The organism is Jannaschia sp. L-14R, assembly GCF_056857695.1.
In genome coordinates, this window is sequence record NZ_JBSXNP010000010.1 from 383,915 (window position 1) to 401,750 (window position 17,836).

Genomic DNA, 17,836 nt, shown 5'->3' on the forward strand with positions numbered 1-17,836 from the left:
TTCAGGGGAAGGTGGAATGGCAGGCAAGGACGAAATTCGCGGACCAAATCCGGTTCGGACCAATGACGTTCGGGACTTCACGGGGCTTCGAATGATACGCAGATCCCCCTTGCTGGAAGAGACCTGGCGCTATTGGACCTCGCTGCGCACCGGGACTGACCTGCCGCGCCGGTCCGCGCTGGACCCAAAGGCAATGTCGCGCATTCTGGGCCACGCGATGATCCTGGATCAGGTACGCCATGGCACCGTTCGCGTCCGCCTGGGCGGCAATGTCATGCATCAGGTGATGGGCATGGATGTGCGTGGCCTGCCGATCCGGGCATTCTTCGATCTGGCCGACCGCACCCGCGCCGTCGATCTGATAGAACAGGTCTTCGACACGCCATCGACGCTTGAACTGGACCTGATATCCGAAGGCTGCGACGGACTGATGACGGGACGGATGCTGGTGCTGCCGCTGCTGGATGCGACGGGCGCGGTGACCAAGGCGCTGACCGTGATGGTGACCGACCGCGTGATCACCGATGCGCCGCGGCGCTTCGCGGTCACGAATGCGACACTTGTGCCGGTCGACGGGGCGGCAGCTGCGCCCCGGCAAGGCCTGCTTCGCCGCCGCGTCACAGATCATCATCTGCCGGTCGAGATCATGGCCGGCATGGCCGAGGACGCCGCGCCATATGCGACGCGGCCGTCGCCTGTCCCGTGGCTGCGGGTCGTCAAATAACGGCTCGGCGGCGCGTCATGACCTGCATCGCAGCGACCATCACGATGCCATAGAGAACGTGGCCCACCAGGGCGACCCAGGTGATGCCCGTGAATCCGAGGAAGAACGGCAAACCGGCGATTGCGGTGATCCCGCCGATGGCGAAAATCCACAAGCCGAAGCCGTAGACCGCCGAAGCCAGCGGCCAGCCACCCGGCGCGCCGGTCACGCGCACCCAGATCGGCGCGAAGATAAAAAGCCAACCGACCGGATAACCGATCAATCCGACAAGATAGAAATGCATGAAGTAGCCCGCGAAATCGTTGTTGGGCAGACCGAGCGCGCCGAGCAGGCTCTTGGCGAGGCCGTGGGGCGAGAGATTGGCGAAGCCGAGGCCGGGGCTGAGGATCTGCCCCCAGAAATCAAAGGCGACCGTACCGAAGAAACCACCGATGAACATCAGGCCGAGCGTGGCAGCGGTCAACGGCGGAAAGACGGCGGGCATGGCGTTGGTACGTGTCATGGGGGTCTCGCTTTTAAGGCTGTGCAATTGTGCTTGTGACCTCGCTTGCCCCCAAGTCAACGATCCAAGCCACTGGATCACATGGCATTGACCGGCCGTCATCATCTATGGCTCACGGGTCCGCGACTGCCGATGACACTCCTGTTACAGAGCACCCTTCGGCAGCGGCGTCCGTGCTGACCCGGCCTGATACATCCGCGCGACCGACCGTTTCAGGCCAGTCACGCGCTATGGGCCGGTCACGATGCCGCGCGCATCCGATCCTGCCGCAAAGCGGACAGTTCGTCGGCCACCAGAAACGCCAGTTCCAGCGATTGCGAGGCGTTCAGGCGCGGGTCGCAGGCCGTGTGATAGCGGTCCGACAGATCCTCGTCGGTGACGGCACGCACACCGCCTGTGCATTCGGTCACGTCCTGCCCCGTCATCTCGAAATGAACGCCGCCGGGGATGGTGCCATGGTCGCGGTGGACGGCGAAGAATTCCCGCACTTCGGCCAGCACGCTGTCGAAGGGTCGCGTTTTATAGCCCGAGGGAGACTTGATCGTGTTGCCGTGCATCGCATCGCAGGTCCAGACGACATTTGCGCCCATCTCCTGCACCTGCTTGATCAGGCGCGGCAGATGTTCGGCCACCTTGCCCGCGCCGAACCGCGCGATCAGGGTCAGGCGACCCATCTCGTTCTGGGGGTTCAGCGTTTCGATCAATTGCTTCAGATCTTCGGCGGTCGTCGTCGGACCGCACTTCAGCCCGATCGGATTCATGACGCCGCGACAGAATTCCACATGTGCGCCATCGGGTTGCCGCGTGCGATCACCGATCCAGATCATGTGACCCGATCCGGCAAGCCAATCGCCGGGGTGAGTGCTGTCCTCGCGGCACAGTGCCTCTTCGTATTCCAGCAACAGCGCCTCGTGCGAGGTATAGAAATCGACCGTCGACAGTTCCGCATTGGTGTCCGACGTCAGGCCCGCGGCGGTCAGGAAATCCAGCGTGTCCTGAATGCGGTCGGCCATGTCGCGATACTGCGCCGCCCGCTCTCCGCTTGCGAAATCCAGTGTCCATTGATGCACCTGATGCACATCCGCGAAGCCGCCCTTGGAGAAGGCACGCAGCAGGTTGAGCGTCGCGGCGGCCTGCGTGTAGGCGTCCAGCATCTTTGACGGGTCAGGAATGCGGGCCTCGGGCGTGAAGGCCAGCTCGTTGATGATATCGCCACGATAGCTCGGCAACTCCGTACCGTCGCGTATTTCGGTGGGCGCCGATCGTGGCTTGGCGAACTGGCCTGCCATTCGACCCAGCTTGACGACCGGCACCTTGGCTCCGAACGTCAGGACCATCGCCATCTGCAACATGACCTTGAAGGTGTCGCGAATGTTGTTGCTGCTGAATTCCGCAAAACTTTCGGCGCAATCGCCGCCCTGCAACAGGAAGGCTTCACCGCGTCCGGCAGCCGCCAGTTCTGACTTCAACGTCCGCGCTTCGCCTGCGAAAACCAGCAGGGGGTGGCGGCCCAGCTTGGCCTCGACCGCGCTCAGCGCATCGGCGTCTGGATAGTCCGGCATCTGGACGCGCGGCTTCGCGCGCCAGCTCGACTTCGACCAATCGCCCATCTGTGCGTTCTGGTGTGTCTTGTCGTGTGCCATGTGTCTATTCCCTCTGGCCGGATTCGAGGCTCGTGCGATAGCCCATTCATCGCGCCGCCGCAAATACCGGATTGGCTTGATCCTTGGCGAATGTTGCGCGTAGGCGTCGTCTGGGGGATTGATGCGACTCGATAGGTCGATCACGCAAAGGGAGGCCGCGCCGATGGCGGTTCACGCAACGGCCAAGCTCGGCACTGCGCCGGAGACATCGGCTGTGGTCGCGCCAGAGCGTCCGCACCATTTTGTCTTTGTTCTGCTGGATCAGTTCACGTTGCTATGCCTTGCCAGCGCACTGGATGCCCTGCGACTGGCCAACCGGATGTCGGGCACGAACCTTTATACATGGTCGCTGGTTGGCGAAGGCGGCAAGACGGCAACCTGTTCGGCGGGCACAAAATTCGTCCTGGACGGCGATCTTGTTCCTCTCGAACGGAACGACACGGTTCTGGTCGTCGGCGGAGTCAATGTCGGACGGGCCACCACGACGCGACTTCAAAGCTGGCTGCGGCGCGAGGCACGGCGCGGCGGCATGATCGCGGGGCTGTGCACTGCCGCGTGGTCGCTGGCGGCCAGCGGTCTTCTGGATGGCAAGCGCGCGACGATCCACTGGGAGAATCAGGACGGATTTGCCGAAGATTTCCCCGATATCGAACTGACCAAGGCGGTCTTCACCATCGACGGCAAGCGGATCACCACGGCGGGCGGCACCGCATCGGTCGACCTGATGCTGCACCTGATCGCCCGCGATTTCGGCGAGGATCTGGCCGCGCAGGTCGCCGATCAGATGATCTATTCCTCGATCCGCACCGACCAGGATACTCAACGCCTGTCGATTCCGACGCGCATCGGTGTCCGCCATCCTCGCCTGTCTCATGTCATCCGCGAGATGGAGCAGTCGATCGAAGACCCGGTCAGCCCGGCCAGGCTGGCCGCAGACGTCGGCATGTCCACGCGTCAACTGGAGCGTCTGTTTCGCCGGTATCTCGATCGCAGCCCCAAGCGATATTACATGGAACTGCGCCTTGGCCGCGCCCGCAACCTGCTGATGCAGACCGATATGTCCATCATCAACGTGGCACTTGCCTGCGGCTTCACCTCGCCCTCACACTTCTCAAAATGCTATCGCGCGCATTACAGCACCACCCCCTACCGCGAACGGGGCACCCATAGCTGACGCCCCTTGTGTCAGCGTTCGATGCGCGCCGCCCGACCGCCGCGCCGCCCGGTGCGCACAGGCTCGCCCAATCCTTCGCGCAACACTTCGGTCATCGGGTGATCGCCCCGCCCGACCAGCAGCCGCTCGATGGCCGGGCCGGTATCGCCCGAGAGGCTCAGCGCCCAGTCGAGAAAGATCGAACGGCATTCGGCCTTGTCGATTCCGTCGATGCGATAGGCGTCTGCGATCAGACCCTTGGGATCGTCCGGTCCCTGTCCATCCTTGGCCATCCCTGTCTCCTCATGCGCCAGACCCGCAGCTAGCGCAGCCCCGCACGTCCGTCCAGCGCAGCTATTTCAGCGCCTCGTCAATGACCGCCGCCGCCTGGGCCGCCGCCGCATCGCAGGCTGCCGTGACTGCCGCCAGATCGGGCAGATCCATGCCGTGCGCCACGAAGGCTTCGCCGCCTGCGCCCAGATCGCCGGGCGGGTCGGCATCGGTCAGCAGCCGCAGCATCTGATTGACCCGCGACAAATGTTCATGCGCCCGGGCCAGCACCGCGCGTGTCTCGGGTGTCAGCCAGCCCTCGACGCCCAGCTGCCCGACCACGTCCCGTGCCGTGTTCCCCGCCATCAGCGCATGGGCCTGCGCGGCCAGTTCGATGTCCTGCATCCGTCCCGGTCCGGACTTGATCGACAAGCCACCCCCATGCCGTCCCGCATCAACCAATCGGGTGCGCATGTCGGTCAGGGCCTCGATCACCTCGGCGTCCGTGAAGCGACTGCCCCGAATCACGTCGCAGCGTGCGCCCTCGACCATCGGCCGCAACGCAGGATCGCCCACGACGACCCGTGCACGAGTCAACGCCATGTGTTCCCAGACCCATGCTTCGTTGGCCTGATAATTCAGGAACCCCGACAGCGGCGTCGCCACTGGCCCCTGACGTCCGGAAGGCCGCAACCGCATATCGACCTCGTAGAGGCGCCCCTCACCCATCGGTGCGGACAATGCGGTAATCAGGATCTGCGTGAACTTCGCTGCCCATTGCCCCGGCCCGATTGCCCGTCTGCCATCGGATTCCGCCAAGTCGTCCGCCCCGTCATGCAGTAAAACCAGATCCAGATCCGACCGCGCCGCCAGCCGTCTGGCACCCAGCGAACCCATTCCCATCGCCACCAGCCGCAAACCCGGCACCCGGCCGTAACGACGCGCCGTCTCGAAGTCCGTGGCCACCCAGGCCGAGGCCATTACCGCCTCGGCCAGCCGCGCATAGGACGCTCCGGCGTCAATCGGATCGATCAATCCGCGCAGCATGTGCACGCCGATGCGGAAATGCGCCTCGCGGTGCCATTGGCGAAGACGCGTCAGACGTTCTTCGAAGTCGCCCTCGACGGGCGGCAAGGTCCACACGTCCGGCAGCGGCTCCAGAAACGTCCCGCCGATCACCGCATCCAGAACGCCTGCGTTCTGGGACAGATATTGCGCTAGGTCGGGGGCGGTGGCGCAGATATCCGCCAGCAAATCGACCAGTTTGGGATTGGCCTCGAACAGAGAGAGCACCTGCACACCTGCCGGCAGTCCACGCAGAAACCCGTCAAAGGCGGCCAGTGCCTCGGACGGTCGGGCCGCACGCGCCAATGCGGCCAGCAAGCCCGGTCGCAACCGATGGAAAATCGCCTGCGCCCGGTCAGAGCGCAGCGCCGGATAGGTCGCCCAGCGGTCGGTCACGGCAGACGCGCCTTCGATGATTTCGCCCACCGGCCCCGCCTTTGCCTGCCCCTGCGATGGCGGCAGGAAGGACGGCACGGTGATCGCTTCGACCGCGCGCATCCGGTCGCGGAGATCGGTGACGAAACGGTCCACGTCGCCCTCGCCCATGAAACACGCCAAGCGCCGCAATCGCTCCGGGTCGCGTGGAATGCGGTGCGTCTGGGCGTCCTGCACCATCTGCACCCGATGCTCCACCGATCGCAGATAGCGGTATTGCTCGGACAGGATATCCCGATCCTGCGGCTTCATCCAGCCTGCCTCGGTCAGACGGTCCATCCCCTCCAGCGTGCCGCGCACCCGCAGGCGTGGGTCGCGTCCTCCGGCGATGATCTGCTGCGTCTGGGTCAGAAATTCGATCTCCCGGATACCGCCCTGCCCCAGTTTCACGTCGTGGCCCGGTACGTCCCATTCGCCCGCCAGCCCCTTGTGATCGCGGATGCGGCGGCGCATGTCGTGCGCCTCCTCGACGACGGCGAAATCGAGGTGCCGTCGCCAGACGAAGGGGGTCAGCCGTTCCAGAAATCCCTCGCCTGCCGCCTTGGCCCCGGCACAGGCGCGCGCCTTTATCCAGGCCGCCCGCTCCCATGTGCGGCCCATGGCTTCGTAATACCGTTCTGCGGCTTCCATCGACAGAACGATGGGCGTCGATCCGGGATCGGGCCGCAGCCGAAGATCAGTCCGAAAAACGTAACCCTCGGCGGTTATGTCTGACATCGCGCCCATCGCCGTCCGCGCCGCTTTCAGAAGAATCGCGCGGGCCGTGCCGTAATCCGATGGGTCATATCCCGACTCGTCGAACAGGAGGACCAGGTCTATGTCGCTGGAATAGTTCAACTCTCCCGCGCCCATCTTGCCCATCGCGATGGCAACCAGCCCGCCATCGCCCGTCACCGGGCCTTTGGCGTGCCGCGCCAATCCATAGGCCAGCGCGCGATTGAGCGCCGCGTCCGCAAAGCGCGTCCAGCCCGCCGTCGCCTGCATTACCGGCCAGACCCCGCCCAGTTCGGCCAATCCAACCAACAGGGCCGCCCGCCGCTTGGCCTGTCGCAGTGCGGCTTTCGGGTCGCCGTCGATGGCGTCGATATCAGCAAGTAATGCGGCCAATGCCGCATCCGGTTCGCGGTCCCAAAGGTCTGTCAGCCAGTCCCTTTCCCGCTCCATCGTGGCGGCCAGAAACGGACTGCACCCCGCCGTGCCCGCGATCAGCGGAGCAACTTCTGGCGGTGGCGACAAAATCGCGACGGCAACCTGTCCGGCCTCTGCGTCGAAGGGGATCGGTGTGCGGGTGATACGGCTGCGAAACATCGCTCCGGTCTGACCCCTTGGCAGCGTCGGCGTCAACGGGCAGATATTCGATATGAGCAAGAGTTTTCGCCGCGTTCTCACCGCACTGAGTGAAGCAGGCATCCCGTCCGAGCCTGTCGAAATGGGCGAGTGCCGCACAGCGCGGCAGGCCGCCGCGGCATGTCTTCCCGATCGCACCCGGATCACTGGTGAAGTTGACGGGAGCAACCGTTGCGGATTTTAGCTGAACGTCACGTCATAACCAGCTGTCACGAAAACAGATCGTGGCAAAGCTCCAGCGCATCGACCAGCGTATCGACCTCCGCACGCGTGTTATATACTCCGAAGCTGGCCCGACAGGTGGCCGTGACCCCCAGGTGTTCCATAAGCGGCTGGGCACAATGATGCCCGGCCCGAACCGCCACGCCCTTCTTGTCGAGTACCGTCGATATGTCGTGCGCGTGCGCCTGACCGGTCAGGGTGAAGCTGAAAATCGCGGCCTTGGTCGGTGAATTGCCCTGCACATTCAGCCAGTTAAGTCCGCCCAGACGGCTTCGGGCGTAATCCCGCAGATCGGCCTCATGTGTGGCGATAGCATTCATGCCAAGGTCCATCATCCACTCCAGTGCAGCCCCCAGACCGATGGTCTGGACGATGCCGGGGGTGCCAGCCTCGAACTTCATCGGCGGATCGTTCCACGTCACTGTATCGCGATGAACCTCGCGGATCATATCGCCGCCCCCCATGAAGGGAATCATCTCGGCCAGGCGCTCGGGTTTAATGAAAACTGCACCGGAACCGCTTGGCCCGTATAACTTATGCCCTGTAATCGCATAGAAATCGCACCCGATGTCAGCCACATCCACGGGCATATGGACGGCCCCCTGCGATCCGTCCACGACGACCGGAACGCCCCGCGCCCGCGCCCCGGCACAGATGGTTTTTACATCAACTACGGTTCCCAACACGTTGGAAAGATGTGTAATCGCGATCAGTCTGGTGCGGTCCGTCATGGCATCCAGTACCGCCTGCGGGTCCAGATCGCCGCGCGCATCCGTATCGACCCAGACCAGCTTGACGCCCAGCCTTTCACGCAGAAAGTGCCAGGGCACGATATTTGCGTGATGCTCCATGATCGACAGGATGATCTCGTCGCCCGCCTGCAAACGTGGAGCGGCCCAGGCATAGCTGATCAGGTTCATTGCCTCGGTCGTGCCGGTGGTGAAGACGATGTGGTCTTCCGACGGCGCGTTCAGGAACCGCGCGACCGTGCCGCGCACGGCTTCGTAATTCTCGGTCGAAATCGTCGAGAGCGTATGCAGGCCTCTGTGAACGTTTGAGTATTCCTCACCATAGGCGCGCTGGATCGTATCCAGCACAACCTGTGGCTTCTGCGCGGATGCCCCATTGTCCAGATAGGTCAGCGGCTTGCCGTTGATCTGTCGCGACAGAATTGGAAACTGCGCGCGGATAGCGTCGATATCGATCATGGCAGCGGTCCTCCGAGCGACAGATAGATCAGGCCCGATACGATCGGTCCCACGAAATAGGCGACGAGGAAGGCGCCGCCTGCAATCAGCAGTGCCGTCAGCCAATCATCCAGCCGATGCAACACGCGGACAACGACGACAAGGACCAGCAATGTCGCAGAGAAGCCGATGAAGAAAAACGGCCCATAGGTATCGATCCCCGTCGCAAGCGCGAAGACCCAGGTGCCCATCTGGACCAGTTCGAACAGCAGGAGGGCAAGCGCATATGCGACCATTAACCAGATCGCTTCGGCGGCTGTGGCCCGGCTCCTGGCGAACCAGCGCCCCAGCAGAAGCCCCGCACCCGCCATCGCGAACACGGTGATCACATCGCGCATCGCACCGAACAGCGCACCGAACTGCCGCTTGCCCTGCGGCGTATGCGGAAAGGCCAAGGGCCCGTAGGTATAGTCCACGATGGTCATCAGCAACGTTGTCCACACCAGCGCCATGGCCGCAATGCGAACCGGAGGTGTGGTGGCCCGCATCCCGTCGAGCGCGCCGACGGGGTCAGACAGGAAACCGCCGATTGCCCCGGTCAGCCCCGATATCTCATGTCTCACACCGAATATTCCGCCACATAGAGGGAACTGAGCCAGATCCAGAAGAACCCCGCGAAGGTCACCAGACCGACCGCTGAAAGGGCGGGACCTGGCCCGATGAAGCCCGCCGTCAACCCGTTGAGCAACATTGCCGGAGACACCGCGAGAAGCGCCCAGAAAAGTGAAATCCGCGCACCCAGGCCCGTGCCGCGACCGCCAAACAGCCGGGCGGCCACGTGGCTGATCAATGCCAGAATATAGAACAGCAAGGGTGCCAGAAAGACCCAGGCCATCAACGTCCCCCCCATCAGGATCATGAAATCCTCACCCCGCAGGAAGGCTTCGCGCGACAGGCGGGGCAATTGCGAGACAAAGACCAGTGCACAGCCGACCATCAGGAATACGAAGGCCGTGTCATCGCGCAGGCCGCGTGCCAGATGTTCGGCCATCACGACGCGCGGACGCAGCCATGCGCGGGGAATATCGCGGGTGACCGACACGTCAGTGCCGCGACAGCCAGTCGGCGAGTACCGCGCCGATATGGGCACGCAGATCCTCGTCGGCGATTTCCTCAACCGCCTCGGCCATGAACGACAGCACCAGCAGGTCTGTCGCCACCCGTTTGGGCACCCCACGCGAACGCAGGTAGAACAGCGCCGTCTCGTCGATCGCGCCTGTCGTGGACCCATGCGAACAGGCCACGTCGTCGGCATAGATTTCCAGCTCCGGCTTGGCGAGGAACTGTGCGTCGTCGTCCAGCAGAAGGGCCTGGCTGATCTGATAGCCATCGGTTTTCTGAGCGCCTTCACGCACCAGGATCTTGCCCTGGAACACGCCAGTTGCCCCGTCGCGCAGGACCTTCTTGAACACCTGACGGCTTTCGCCGTTCAGCGCGCCGTGAGTCACGAAAACCGTATCATCGTGGTGGAAATCGCCCCGCCCGAAGGCCGCGCCGCCGACATGCGCGCTGGCATCGTCGCCGACGATCTCCAGAATGGCCTCGTTGCGCGTCAACTGAACGTTGGCCGACAGGGTGAAAGACTTGAATGTCGCGCTCCGACCCAGCCGGGCGAACAGATGGGTGTCGATCTGCTGCGTCGCGTCGGGTCCCTGCATACGAATATGATGGAACGCGGCGGTGTCGGCCACGTCGACTTCGGTAACGATATTGGACCTTGCGCCCGCCGTACCCGATTCCAGTACGGTGACGGATGCGTCGGCATCCACCTTGATCAGATGATGCAGGATCGGATCAGTGCCGCCGATGGTGCGGATGTGGATCGGGCGCGCGACCGGGCCGGTCACGCGGATCGCCAGACCGCCGGTGGCGAAGGCGCTGTTGAGCATGGCAAAAGGCCGCGAAACGGGGCGTGATCCGGCGGCTTCCAGCGTCGCATAAAGGTCGCGTGCCCAGTGGATGTCGGCCTCGGCGGCTTGCGACAGAGTGTTGATCTCGACCCCGTCGGGAGCACCGTCGGGCAGGTCGAGCGCATCGCCGTCGATCGTGATTACATAGGCATCCATTCCGGCGAACGGGTCTTCCCCCGGTCCACCCGCGCCCTGCGCAGGCGTCGCCCGATTGAACGGTGCGGGGTTGGTGTAACGCCAGTATTCGTCGCGTCGTGTCGGCAGGCCAACGGCCTGCAACCGGCCCAACGCATTCTTCCGGGCCGCACCCAGCCAGCCGCCACCAGACGGCAGGGTCAGGGCCGCAAGACGCTCATCCGTAGTTATTTTTCGTGCGTCGACCACCATCAGGACGTCCCTTCCAGGATGTCGGCATAACCATTGACCTCGACTTCCATCGCCAGTTCGGGTCCACCGGATTTGATGATGCGACCACCCGCCATGATGTGCACGACATCCGGTTTGATGTGATCCAGAAGCCGCTGATAATGCGTGATCACAAGGAATCCGCGGTTCGGATCGCGCAGGGCATTCACGCCCTCGGACACCAGCTTCATCGCATCGACATCCAGGCCCGAGTCCGTCTCGTCAAGGATGCACATCTTCGGTTCCAGCATCGCCATCTGCAGGATTTCATTACGCTTTTTCTCACCACCCGAGAAGCCGACATTGACAGGACGCTTGAGCATCTCGGCGTCGATCTTCAGATCCTTGGCCTTGGCGCGGATTACCTTGAGGAATTCACTTGCCGACAGTTCCTCCTCGCCCCGCGCTTTGCGCTGCGCGTTCACTGCGGTCCGCAGGAAAGTCATGTTGCCCACACCGGGAATCTCAACCGGGTACTGGAACGCCAGGAAAAGCCCGGCGGCAGCGCGTTCCTCGGGTTCGATATCCAGCAGATCGACGTCGCCCAGATGCGCCTCACCCTGGGTAACCTCATAGCCGCCGCGCCCGGCCAGAACATAGGACAGCGTCGACTTCCCCGATCCGTTCGGTCCCATGACGGCATGCACTTCGCCCGCCGGAACGGTCAGGTCGATTCCCCTGAGGATCTGCTTGTCCTCGTCTTCCAGTTTTACGTGCAGGTTCTTGATCGTCAGCATGTCATACCTCTCGCCAGTCGGCGTCATTGTCTCGTGTCAGCGAATTTTGGGTCAGCGTATCTTGAAAAATGTATCCACGAAGATCGTCAGGTCCTTACCGTCGAGCTTCCATGTTCCGTCTAACTCCCAGACGCCGATACGTCCGACAGTTTGCGAGGGAGGCATGAACTGGCCCGCCCGGCTGTAGGTTGATCGCCCGGTATAGTCGTCGAATAGCACCGTAACCGGCTTGGTTGCACGGGCCAGTACGGTCAGGAAACAACCCACACGGAAACGTCCGTCGATCAGGACCACGTCCGGATGCTCGAAAAACGGCTGCTCCCAGACCTGCAACGGATAGCGTGGATATTTCATCCAATAGTCGTTTCCGTCAGGCGTGCCCCACTTTTTCGTCGGCCCGATATCGGCGTGATACAGATCAACCTTTGACTTGGGCTTCCGGTCGTCCACGATACGCTGGATGTTGTCGAGCCAGTCCTTGTCGCTCTCCACCGCGATCAGATGCGGCACACCAACGTCCAGCGCCAGCACCGTCGAGCCGCCGGTGCCGTATTCCAGTACTGTCTGCGCCCCCGAATACATCTCGCGTACCAGTGCCTGTTCTTCGGGCGGGAACGTCAGTTCAGGGACATAGAAGCCCTTGTTCTCGGCAGTCTCGGTCATATCGCGGTTCCCGTGCAGCAGGCCTCAGCCCACCGACCCCTCCAGCGAGATCGCCACAAGCGCCTGCGCTTCCATCGCGAATTCCATCGGCAGCGCCTGCAGCACCTCCTTGCAGAACCCATTGACGACCAGGGCCACGGCCTCTTCCTCGTCCATCCCGCGCGACCGGCAGTAGAACAGCTGATCGTCATCCACCTTGGATGTCGTCGCCTCATGCTCGACGCGCGAGGAATTGTTCTTCACCTCAATATACGGCACCGTATGCGCACCGCATTTCGACCCGATCAACAGGCTGTCGCACTGGGTATAGTTGCGCGAATTCTTGGCCTTCGGGTGCATGGACACCAGCCCGCGATACGTATTCTGCGCGCGGCCAGCCGAAATGCCCTTGGACACGATCCGGGATTTCGTGTTCTTGCCAAGATGCACCATCTTCGTGCCGGTATCGGCCTGCTGCATGTTGTTGGCGATGGCGATGGAATAGAACTCGCCCTGGCTGTCGTCGCCGCGCAGGATGCAGGACGGATATTTCCACGTCACGGCCGAACCGGTTTCGACCTGCGTCCACATAACCTTGGACCGATCGCCCCGGCAATCGGCGCGCTTGGTGACAAAGTTATAGATGCCGCCCTTGCCGTTCTCGTCGCCCGGATACCAGTTCTGGACGGTCGAATACTTGATCTCCGCATCGTCCAGCAGCACGAGTTCGACACAGGCCGCGTGCAGCTGCGCGATGTCGCGCTGCGGCGCGGTGCAGCCCTCAAGATACGAAACATACGATCCTTCGTCCGCAATGATCAGCGTCCGCTCGAATTGGCCGGTGTTTTCGGCATTGATACGGAAATACGTCGACAATTCCATCGGGCAGCGCACACCCTTGGGGATATAGACGAAACTGCCGTCCGAGAACACGGCGGCATTCAATGTTGCGTAGTAGTTGTCGGACGCCGGAATGACCGAGCCGAGGTACTTCCTCACCAGATCCGGATAATCCTTGATCGCTTCGGAAATCGAACAGAAGATCACACCCGCCTTGGCCAGTTCCGATTTGAACGTCGTGCCCAGGGACACGCTATCGAATACCGCATCCACGGCGACCTTGCGGTCTTCCGGAGACGGTTCGACGCCCGCCAGCAACGCTTGCTCCTTCAGTGGAATGCCCAGTTTCTTGTAGGTTTCCAGAAGCTTGGGGTCGACTTCGTCCAACGACTTCGGCTTTACAGCCATGGACGCAGGGCGGGCATAGTAATACTGGTCCTGAAAATCGATCTCCGGGTATTCGACCATTGCCCACTTCGGCTCATCCAGTTTGACCCAGCGACGATAGGCATCCAGACGCCACTCCAGCATCCACTCCGGTTCGTCGTTCTTCGCGGAAATCAGGCGCACGATATCTTCGGACAGACCCTTCGGCGCAAATTCCATCTCGATATCAGTGTTCCAGCCATGCTTGTAGACACCGGACAAGCCTTTCACCGCCTCGACGGTTTCCGCGTCGACACCGTCCTTGACCACCACATCATCCAAAGCCGTCATGCCCGTCTCCTGTCCTTTAGGCGGCGGAACGCGTTCACGAACCGCGCCACCTGTTCTTCCGTCGTGTCCGGGCCGATGCTCACGCGGATCGCGCAATCGGCCTCGCCCGGCCCGTATCCCATTGCGCGCAATACGGCGCTTTCGCGGACCTTGCCGCTTGAGCAGGCCGATCCCGCGCTAACCGCGAACCCCGCAAGGTCCAGCGCCATCACCTGCGTCTCGCCCTTCCAGCCCGGTGTAATCAGGCAGGAGGTGTTCGGCAGGCGTTTCGATTCCTTCCCGACTAAAATAGTCGGATTGATATCATCCTCAAGACTTGTTTCTAGAAAAGTTCTAAGTTGCGCAACCCGGTCCCATGTCCCCGCCTCCAATTCCTGCACCGCTGCCTGCGCTGCAGCCCCGAATCCGGCGATGCCGATTATGTTCTCGGTCCCGGACCGGCGTCCCATCTCCTGCCCACCTCCCCTGATCCTGCTTGCGACGTCGAGGCCCCGCCGGATCACCAGCGCCCCCACGCCCTTCGGCCCGCCCAGCTTGTGTGCCGAGATCAACGCCATCTCGACTCCCGTCCAGTCGAAGGCCACCGGCACCTTGCCGAAACCCTGCGTCATGTCGCTGACGGCCAGCCCCTCGGGCAGGGCCTGCATCACGCCGGTCTCGGAGTTGGCCAGCTGCACCGCGCTCCGTGACGGATCATCGAGACCGACACGCCCCGCCGCATCCACCGGCAACGACCCGTCGCCCCAGGCTGCCACGGCCTCGTGCTCGATCGGCGCCGTGGCCAGCCCCCGCCCCGCCATCGCCAGCGCCGCCGCCTCGGTCGCCCCCGACACGAACACCACGTCCGACCCGACGGCCCCGAACGCCTCCGCCACCTGCCCCCGTGCTCGCTCGACAAGTGCCTTGGCCGCGCGCCCCTCGCCATGCACGGACGATGGATTGCCGACGGCATCCATCGCCGCCAGCATTGCCGCCCGTGCCTCGGGTCGCAGCGGTGCCGTCGCATTCCAATCCAGATAGAGCCGCTCGGCCATCGTGCCCTCGTCTTTGCTTTCAAATATTCCGGGGTTCGGGGCTGGCCCCGACCTACTCGTCCACGATCTCGAACAGGATCGGCACGGCAGGGCACGGCGTCAGCTCGTTTCCGACTACGTCCGACAGACGCGTCTGATGCAGGAACACATAGACATGTGCCGACATCGACTCCCACAGACGGTTTGTCATCGACTGCGCCCGCGACCCGGACGACCCGCCCGACGCGCCCGCGCCGGTGTGCATGGCGCTGACCGTCTCGTCGACCGCCTCCAGCACGTCCGACACCCGGATCTCGGATGCGCTCCGCGACAGGCGATAGCCGCCACCGGGTCCGCGCACCGATGCGACCAGCCCGGCGCGGCGCAATTTGACGAACAATTGCTCCAGATAGGGCAGCGAAATATCCTGCCGCCTGGAAATCTCGGCCAGCGAGGTGGTCGCCTCCCCGTCCGACGCGGTGACCTGTTGCGCAAGATCGACCAGTGCGACCATTGCATAGCGGCCCTTGGTGCTTAACTTCATGACTTCTCCGACCTCAGGGGACCGATGCAGTCGCCAAAAGTTGACGACCCCGCCCCGGTCGCATACCTGCGTGAGAACCCGGCGGGGATGGCAGTTCATGGGGCTTACCCCTCGCCCCAACCCTGCGTCAACAACGACCGGCCAACCGGCCCCAGAACAGACCGAATGGAACGCCAATGCCCGAAGTGATCTTCCCCGGCCCCGAAGGCCGCCTCGAAGGCCGCTATCACCCGCAGAAACTCAAGGATGCGCCGATCGCGATCATTCTGCATCCGCACCCGCAGTTCGGCGGGACAATGAACAACCGCGTCGTGTATAACCTGCATTATTCTTTCCTCGATCTGGGTTTCACGGTGCTGCGGTTCAACTTCCGCGGCGTCGGCCGCAGCCAGGGTGAATACGATCAGGGCATCGGCGAATTGTCCGATGCCGCCTCGGCGCTCGACTATCTGCAAGCGATGAACCCCAACGCCAAGCACTGCTGGGTCGCGGGCTTCAGCTTCGGCGCGTGGATCGGGATGCAGCTTCTGATGCGTCGCCCGGAAATCACCGGCTTCATCTCGGTCTCGCCCCCCGCAGACCGCTATGACTTCAGCTTCCTCGCCCCCTGCCCGGCATCGGGTCTGGTCATCAACGGTGCGAACGACCGGGTTGCCCCGCCCGCCGACACGCGCACGCTTGTGGGCAAACTGCACGAACAGAAGGGCATCACCATCACCCATCAGGAGATGGAGGGCGCGGGCCATTTCTTCGAAGACCCGCACATGGACCCGATGATCGACAGCGTGAAGGGCTACGTCGCGCGTCGCCTGACTGAAACGACGCGCTGAGCGCCCGGAGGCCTCGCAGATGTCCCTCGCCGATGATCTTGCCAACAAACTGGCCGCCAAGGTCATCGCGCATGTCGAAAAGACCGGCGACGAAGACATTATCAAGATCATGTCCCAGTCGCTGGGCGACAGCTCGCAGACGCTGCAGGAGGCTTTCATCACCTCGGTCCGGGTCCAGCGCGCCGCGATCCGGGCCGACCGCCAGCTTAAGGCGCGCATTGCCGAGATGGAGAATAAGTCGGCGGCACCGGAAGGCGATGGCTGATCCGGTGTCGCCTCCGTCCGATCTGGACCGGCAGATGGCGTTCCTCATGGAAGCCGACCGCCTGAAATCCATCACCCGCGCCACCCAATTGGCCGATGGCTCGCGCGATGAGAATAGTGCCGAACACTCTTGGCACCTGACCCTCTTTGCTCTGACCCTCGCGCCGCAAGCACCGCCCGGCGTGTCGATCGACCGGGTCATCCGCATGCTGATCCTGCACGATATCGTCGAAATCGACGCCGGTGACGCGCCGATCTATGGCGACACCTCCACGCAGGTGGCGGACGAACTGGCCGCCGCCGACCGCATCTTTGCCCTGTTGCCGGATACGCAGGCCCGCGAATTTCGCGCCCTCTGGGACGAGTTCGAAGCCGCCGCCACCCCGGATGCGACGTTCGCCAAAGCCCTCGACCGGTTCCAGCCGCCGAACCTTAATCTGGCCAATGGCGGCGGTAGCTGGACTGCCTACAACGTTACCGAAGATCAGGTCCGCAACCGGATTGGCAGCAAGATCGAGCGCGGCGCACCGACGCTCTGGGCCTGGCTTGGCCCGAAGATCGCGAAATTTTTCACGGACCCGTGAAACTCCTGTCGAACCGTCGCGTGTCTGGGGGGCATAACAACGGGAGATCGACTATGACTTCGACTATCAATATTGCCGCCCTCGCCCTTCTGGCCTCCGCCTCGGTCGCACTTGCCGATGCGCATGCGATGGCCCCTTCGATCACCGCATCGGACCAATCCGTCGCCAACGGCGTTGTGTCCGCCGAAAGCATTACCGCGTCGGAAAACGGCTGGCTGGTCGTTCACAGCACTGATGCCGACATGAAACCTGGCCTCGTGGTCGGCTATGCCCCGATCCGTGCAGGCAAGACCACCGATGTCGCCGCCATCCTTCAGGAAGACGTTGCCTCCGGCCAGATGCTGATGCTGATGGTCCATGGCGAAACCGGGGGCACTCAGACCGGCGTGTTCGAATATACGCTGGGCGCCACCGAAGACGGCCCTGTCAAGCCCGAAGGCGCACTCGTGATGGCGGTCGTAACCGCGGAATAACCATGTCTTCCCCCGTAGCGGTCCAAGAGCGCTGCGGGGACCGGATCGACCGCGACAGTTCGGACACATCGGACTGCGGTCCCCTGGTCCATGCTGTTTTTCCTCCGGCATGGACCCGTCGTCGCCTTGTTTTTGGTTCCACGACCGAACTGGCGGCAGGCCCGGCGCAACTGACGCCGGGCCGCTTTGTCTTCTCTGGATAATCTCGACCTGTATGCCACGGCATACAATCTGGCCGTCGGTGGCGGACCCTGCTATGGGACGCGCGA

Annotated in this window: 19 protein-coding genes; 6 read left to right on the forward strand and 13 right to left on the reverse strand. The window is 63.0% G+C overall.

Annotation, left to right across the window (positions count from 1 at the left end):
* The first annotated feature begins 91 nt into the window (after positions 1-91).
* Entirely contained in the window at positions 92-724 is a 633-nt protein-coding gene (locus tag AC13C2_RS10230; protein ID WP_175495804.1) for a PAS domain-containing protein, read from the forward strand.
* Here AC13C2_RS10230 and AC13C2_RS10235 read toward each other — a convergent pair.
* Together AC13C2_RS10235 and AC13C2_RS10240 are read right to left on the reverse strand one after the other, a co-directional pair.
* Positions 717-1,226 (reverse strand): hypothetical protein, encoded by a 510-nt coding sequence (locus AC13C2_RS10235; protein WP_092761559.1) that lies wholly within the window; start codon positions 1,224-1,226, stop codon positions 717-719. The genes AC13C2_RS10230 and AC13C2_RS10235 overlap by 8 nt on opposite strands.
* Before the next feature lie 239 nt (positions 1,227-1,465).
* Positions 1,466-2,836 carry a class II 3-deoxy-7-phosphoheptulonate synthase gene (locus AC13C2_RS10240; protein WP_092762001.1) on the reverse strand — a complete coding sequence of 457 codons (1,371 nt, stop codon included), beginning with the start codon at positions 2,834-2,836 and terminating at the stop codon, positions 1,466-1,468.
* 196 nt (positions 2,837-3,032) lie between these two features.
* On the opposite strand from AC13C2_RS10240, the gene AC13C2_RS10245 reads away from it, so the two are divergent.
* A complete protein-coding gene (locus AC13C2_RS10245) occupies positions 3,033-4,043 on the forward strand; it encodes a GlxA family transcriptional regulator (protein WP_482886748.1) in 1,011 nt (336 codons plus the stop codon).
* Between the two features lie 11 nt (positions 4,044-4,054).
* Here AC13C2_RS10245 and AC13C2_RS10250 read toward each other — a convergent pair whose 3' ends face one another.
* The 11 genes from AC13C2_RS10250 to iscR all read right to left on the reverse strand — a co-directional run bounded on the left by AC13C2_RS10250 (position 4,055) and on the right by iscR (position 15,416).
* Positions 4,055-4,315, reverse strand: coding sequence for a hypothetical protein (locus AC13C2_RS10250; protein WP_092761563.1), 261 nt, complete (start codon positions 4,313-4,315; stop codon positions 4,055-4,057).
* 61 nt (positions 4,316-4,376) lie between these two features.
* On the reverse strand, positions 4,377-7,100 hold the full coding sequence (locus AC13C2_RS10255; RefSeq protein WP_482886749.1) for a [protein-PII] uridylyltransferase family protein: 2,724 nt from the start codon (positions 7,098-7,100) through the stop codon (positions 4,377-4,379).
* Between the two features lie 248 nt (positions 7,101-7,348).
* A complete protein-coding gene (locus tag AC13C2_RS10260; protein WP_482886750.1) occupies positions 7,349-8,569 on the reverse strand; it encodes a cysteine desulfurase in 1,221 nt (406 codons plus the stop codon).
* Complete coding sequence (locus AC13C2_RS10265; protein ID WP_482886751.1) at positions 8,566-9,171, reverse strand: hypothetical protein; 606 nt, start codon at positions 9,169-9,171, stop codon at positions 8,566-8,568. Before AC13C2_RS10265 ends, AC13C2_RS10260 begins: the two co-directional genes overlap by 4 nt.
* Positions 9,168-9,650, reverse strand: coding sequence for a YIP1 family protein (locus tag AC13C2_RS10270; RefSeq protein WP_482886752.1), 483 nt, complete (start codon positions 9,648-9,650; stop codon positions 9,168-9,170). Before AC13C2_RS10270 ends, AC13C2_RS10265 begins: the two co-directional genes overlap by 4 nt.
* A gap of 1 nt (position 9,651) precedes the next feature.
* Complete coding sequence (locus AC13C2_RS10275) at positions 9,652-10,905, reverse strand: SufB/SufD family protein (protein ID WP_482886753.1); 1,254 nt, start codon at positions 10,903-10,905, stop codon at positions 9,652-9,654.
* Positions 10,905-11,660 (reverse strand): Fe-S cluster assembly ATPase SufC, encoded by a 756-nt coding sequence (sufC, locus tag AC13C2_RS10280; RefSeq protein WP_482887010.1) that lies wholly within the window; start codon positions 11,658-11,660, stop codon positions 10,905-10,907. The genes AC13C2_RS10275 and sufC overlap by 1 nt, the downstream gene beginning before the upstream one ends.
* Before the next feature lie 51 nt (positions 11,661-11,711).
* Positions 11,712-12,323: a hypothetical protein gene (locus AC13C2_RS10285; RefSeq protein ID WP_092761574.1), complete on the reverse strand. Its 612-nt coding sequence runs from the start codon at positions 12,321-12,323 to the stop codon at positions 11,712-11,714.
* A 24-nt stretch (positions 12,324-12,347) separates the two neighbouring features.
* The gene (gene sufB, locus AC13C2_RS10290; RefSeq protein WP_482886754.1) at positions 12,348-13,859 is read right to left on the reverse strand and encodes a Fe-S cluster assembly protein SufB; all 1,512 of its coding nucleotides are present in this window, start codon (positions 13,857-13,859) and stop codon (positions 12,348-12,350) included.
* Positions 13,856-14,893, reverse strand: a complete 1,038-nt coding sequence (locus AC13C2_RS10295) for a cysteine desulfurase family protein (protein ID WP_339641918.1) — start codon at positions 14,891-14,893, stop codon at positions 13,856-13,858. Before AC13C2_RS10295 ends, sufB begins: the two co-directional genes overlap by 4 nt.
* A 52-nt stretch (positions 14,894-14,945) precedes the next feature.
* Positions 14,946-15,416, reverse strand: coding sequence for a Fe-S cluster assembly transcriptional regulator IscR (gene iscR / locus AC13C2_RS10300; protein ID WP_092761580.1), 471 nt, complete (start codon positions 15,414-15,416; stop codon positions 14,946-14,948).
* Positions 15,417-15,592: 176 nt separating this feature from the next.
* On the opposite strand from iscR, the gene AC13C2_RS10305 reads away from it, so the two are divergent.
* Genes AC13C2_RS10305 through AC13C2_RS10320 form a run of 4 tightly spaced genes read left to right on the forward strand, consistent with a single transcriptional unit; the run spans position 15,593 to position 17,567 of the window.
* On the forward strand, positions 15,593-16,246 hold the full coding sequence (locus tag AC13C2_RS10305; protein WP_092761582.1) for an alpha/beta hydrolase: 654 nt from the start codon (positions 15,593-15,595) through the stop codon (positions 16,244-16,246).
* Between the two features lie 19 nt (positions 16,247-16,265).
* On the forward strand, positions 16,266-16,511 hold the full coding sequence (locus AC13C2_RS10310) for a hypothetical protein (RefSeq protein ID WP_092761584.1): 246 nt from the start codon (positions 16,266-16,268) through the stop codon (positions 16,509-16,511).
* On the forward strand, positions 16,504-17,094 hold the full coding sequence (locus AC13C2_RS10315) for an HD domain-containing protein (protein ID WP_092761585.1): 591 nt from the start codon (positions 16,504-16,506) through the stop codon (positions 17,092-17,094). Before AC13C2_RS10310 ends, AC13C2_RS10315 begins: the two co-directional genes overlap by 8 nt.
* A gap of 53 nt (positions 17,095-17,147) precedes the next feature.
* On the forward strand, positions 17,148-17,567 hold the full coding sequence (locus tag AC13C2_RS10320; RefSeq protein WP_482886755.1) for a DUF7282 domain-containing protein: 420 nt from the start codon (positions 17,148-17,150) through the stop codon (positions 17,565-17,567).
* The last annotated feature ends 269 nt before the right edge of the window (positions 17,568-17,836 follow it).

Excerpts from the sequence above, each read along its gene's own strand:
- AC13C2_RS10230 (WP_175495804.1), top strand. The coding sequence starts at position 92 with ATGATACGCAGATCCCCCTTGCTGGAAGAGACCTGGCGCTATTGGACC.
- AC13C2_RS10235 (WP_092761559.1), bottom strand. The coding sequence starts at position 1,226 with ATGACACGTACCAACGCCATGCCCGCCGTCTTTCCGCCGTTGACCGCT.
- AC13C2_RS10240 (WP_092762001.1), bottom strand. The coding sequence starts at position 2,836 with ATGGGCGATTGGTCGAAGTCGAGCTGGCGCGCGAAGCCGCGCGTCCAG.
- AC13C2_RS10245 (WP_482886748.1), top strand. The coding sequence starts at position 3,033 with ATGGCGGTTCACGCAACGGCCAAGCTCGGCACTGCGCCGGAGACATCG.
- AC13C2_RS10250 (WP_092761563.1), bottom strand. The coding sequence starts at position 4,315 with ATGGCCAAGGATGGACAGGGACCGGACGATCCCAAGGGTCTGATCGCA.
- AC13C2_RS10255 (WP_482886749.1), bottom strand. The coding sequence starts at position 7,100 with ATGTTTCGCAGCCGTATCACCCGCACACCGATCCCCTTCGACGCAGAG.
- AC13C2_RS10260 (WP_482886750.1), bottom strand. The coding sequence starts at position 8,569 with ATGATCGATATCGACGCTATCCGCGCGCAGTTTCCAATTCTGTCGCGA.
- AC13C2_RS10275 (WP_482886753.1), bottom strand. The coding sequence starts at position 10,905 with ATGGTGGTCGACGCACGAAAAATAACTACGGATGAGCGTCTTGCGGCC.
- sufC (WP_482887010.1), bottom strand. The coding sequence starts at position 11,660 with ATGCTGACGATCAAGAACCTGCACGTAAAACTGGAAGACGAGGACAAG.
- AC13C2_RS10285 (WP_092761574.1), bottom strand. The coding sequence starts at position 12,323 with ATGACCGAGACTGCCGAGAACAAGGGCTTCTATGTCCCTGAACTGACG.
- sufB (WP_482886754.1), bottom strand. The coding sequence starts at position 13,859 with ATGACGGCTTTGGATGATGTGGTGGTCAAGGACGGTGTCGACGCGGAA.
- AC13C2_RS10295 (WP_339641918.1), bottom strand. The coding sequence starts at position 14,893 with ATGGCCGAGCGGCTCTATCTGGATTGGAATGCGACGGCACCGCTGCGA.
- iscR (WP_092761580.1), bottom strand. The coding sequence starts at position 15,416 with ATGAAGTTAAGCACCAAGGGCCGCTATGCAATGGTCGCACTGGTCGAT.
- AC13C2_RS10305 (WP_092761582.1), top strand. The coding sequence starts at position 15,593 with ATGCCCGAAGTGATCTTCCCCGGCCCCGAAGGCCGCCTCGAAGGCCGC.
- AC13C2_RS10310 (WP_092761584.1), top strand. The coding sequence starts at position 16,266 with ATGTCCCTCGCCGATGATCTTGCCAACAAACTGGCCGCCAAGGTCATC.
- AC13C2_RS10315 (WP_092761585.1), top strand. The coding sequence starts at position 16,504 with ATGGCTGATCCGGTGTCGCCTCCGTCCGATCTGGACCGGCAGATGGCG.
- AC13C2_RS10320 (WP_482886755.1), top strand. The coding sequence starts at position 17,148 with ATGACTTCGACTATCAATATTGCCGCCCTCGCCCTTCTGGCCTCCGCC.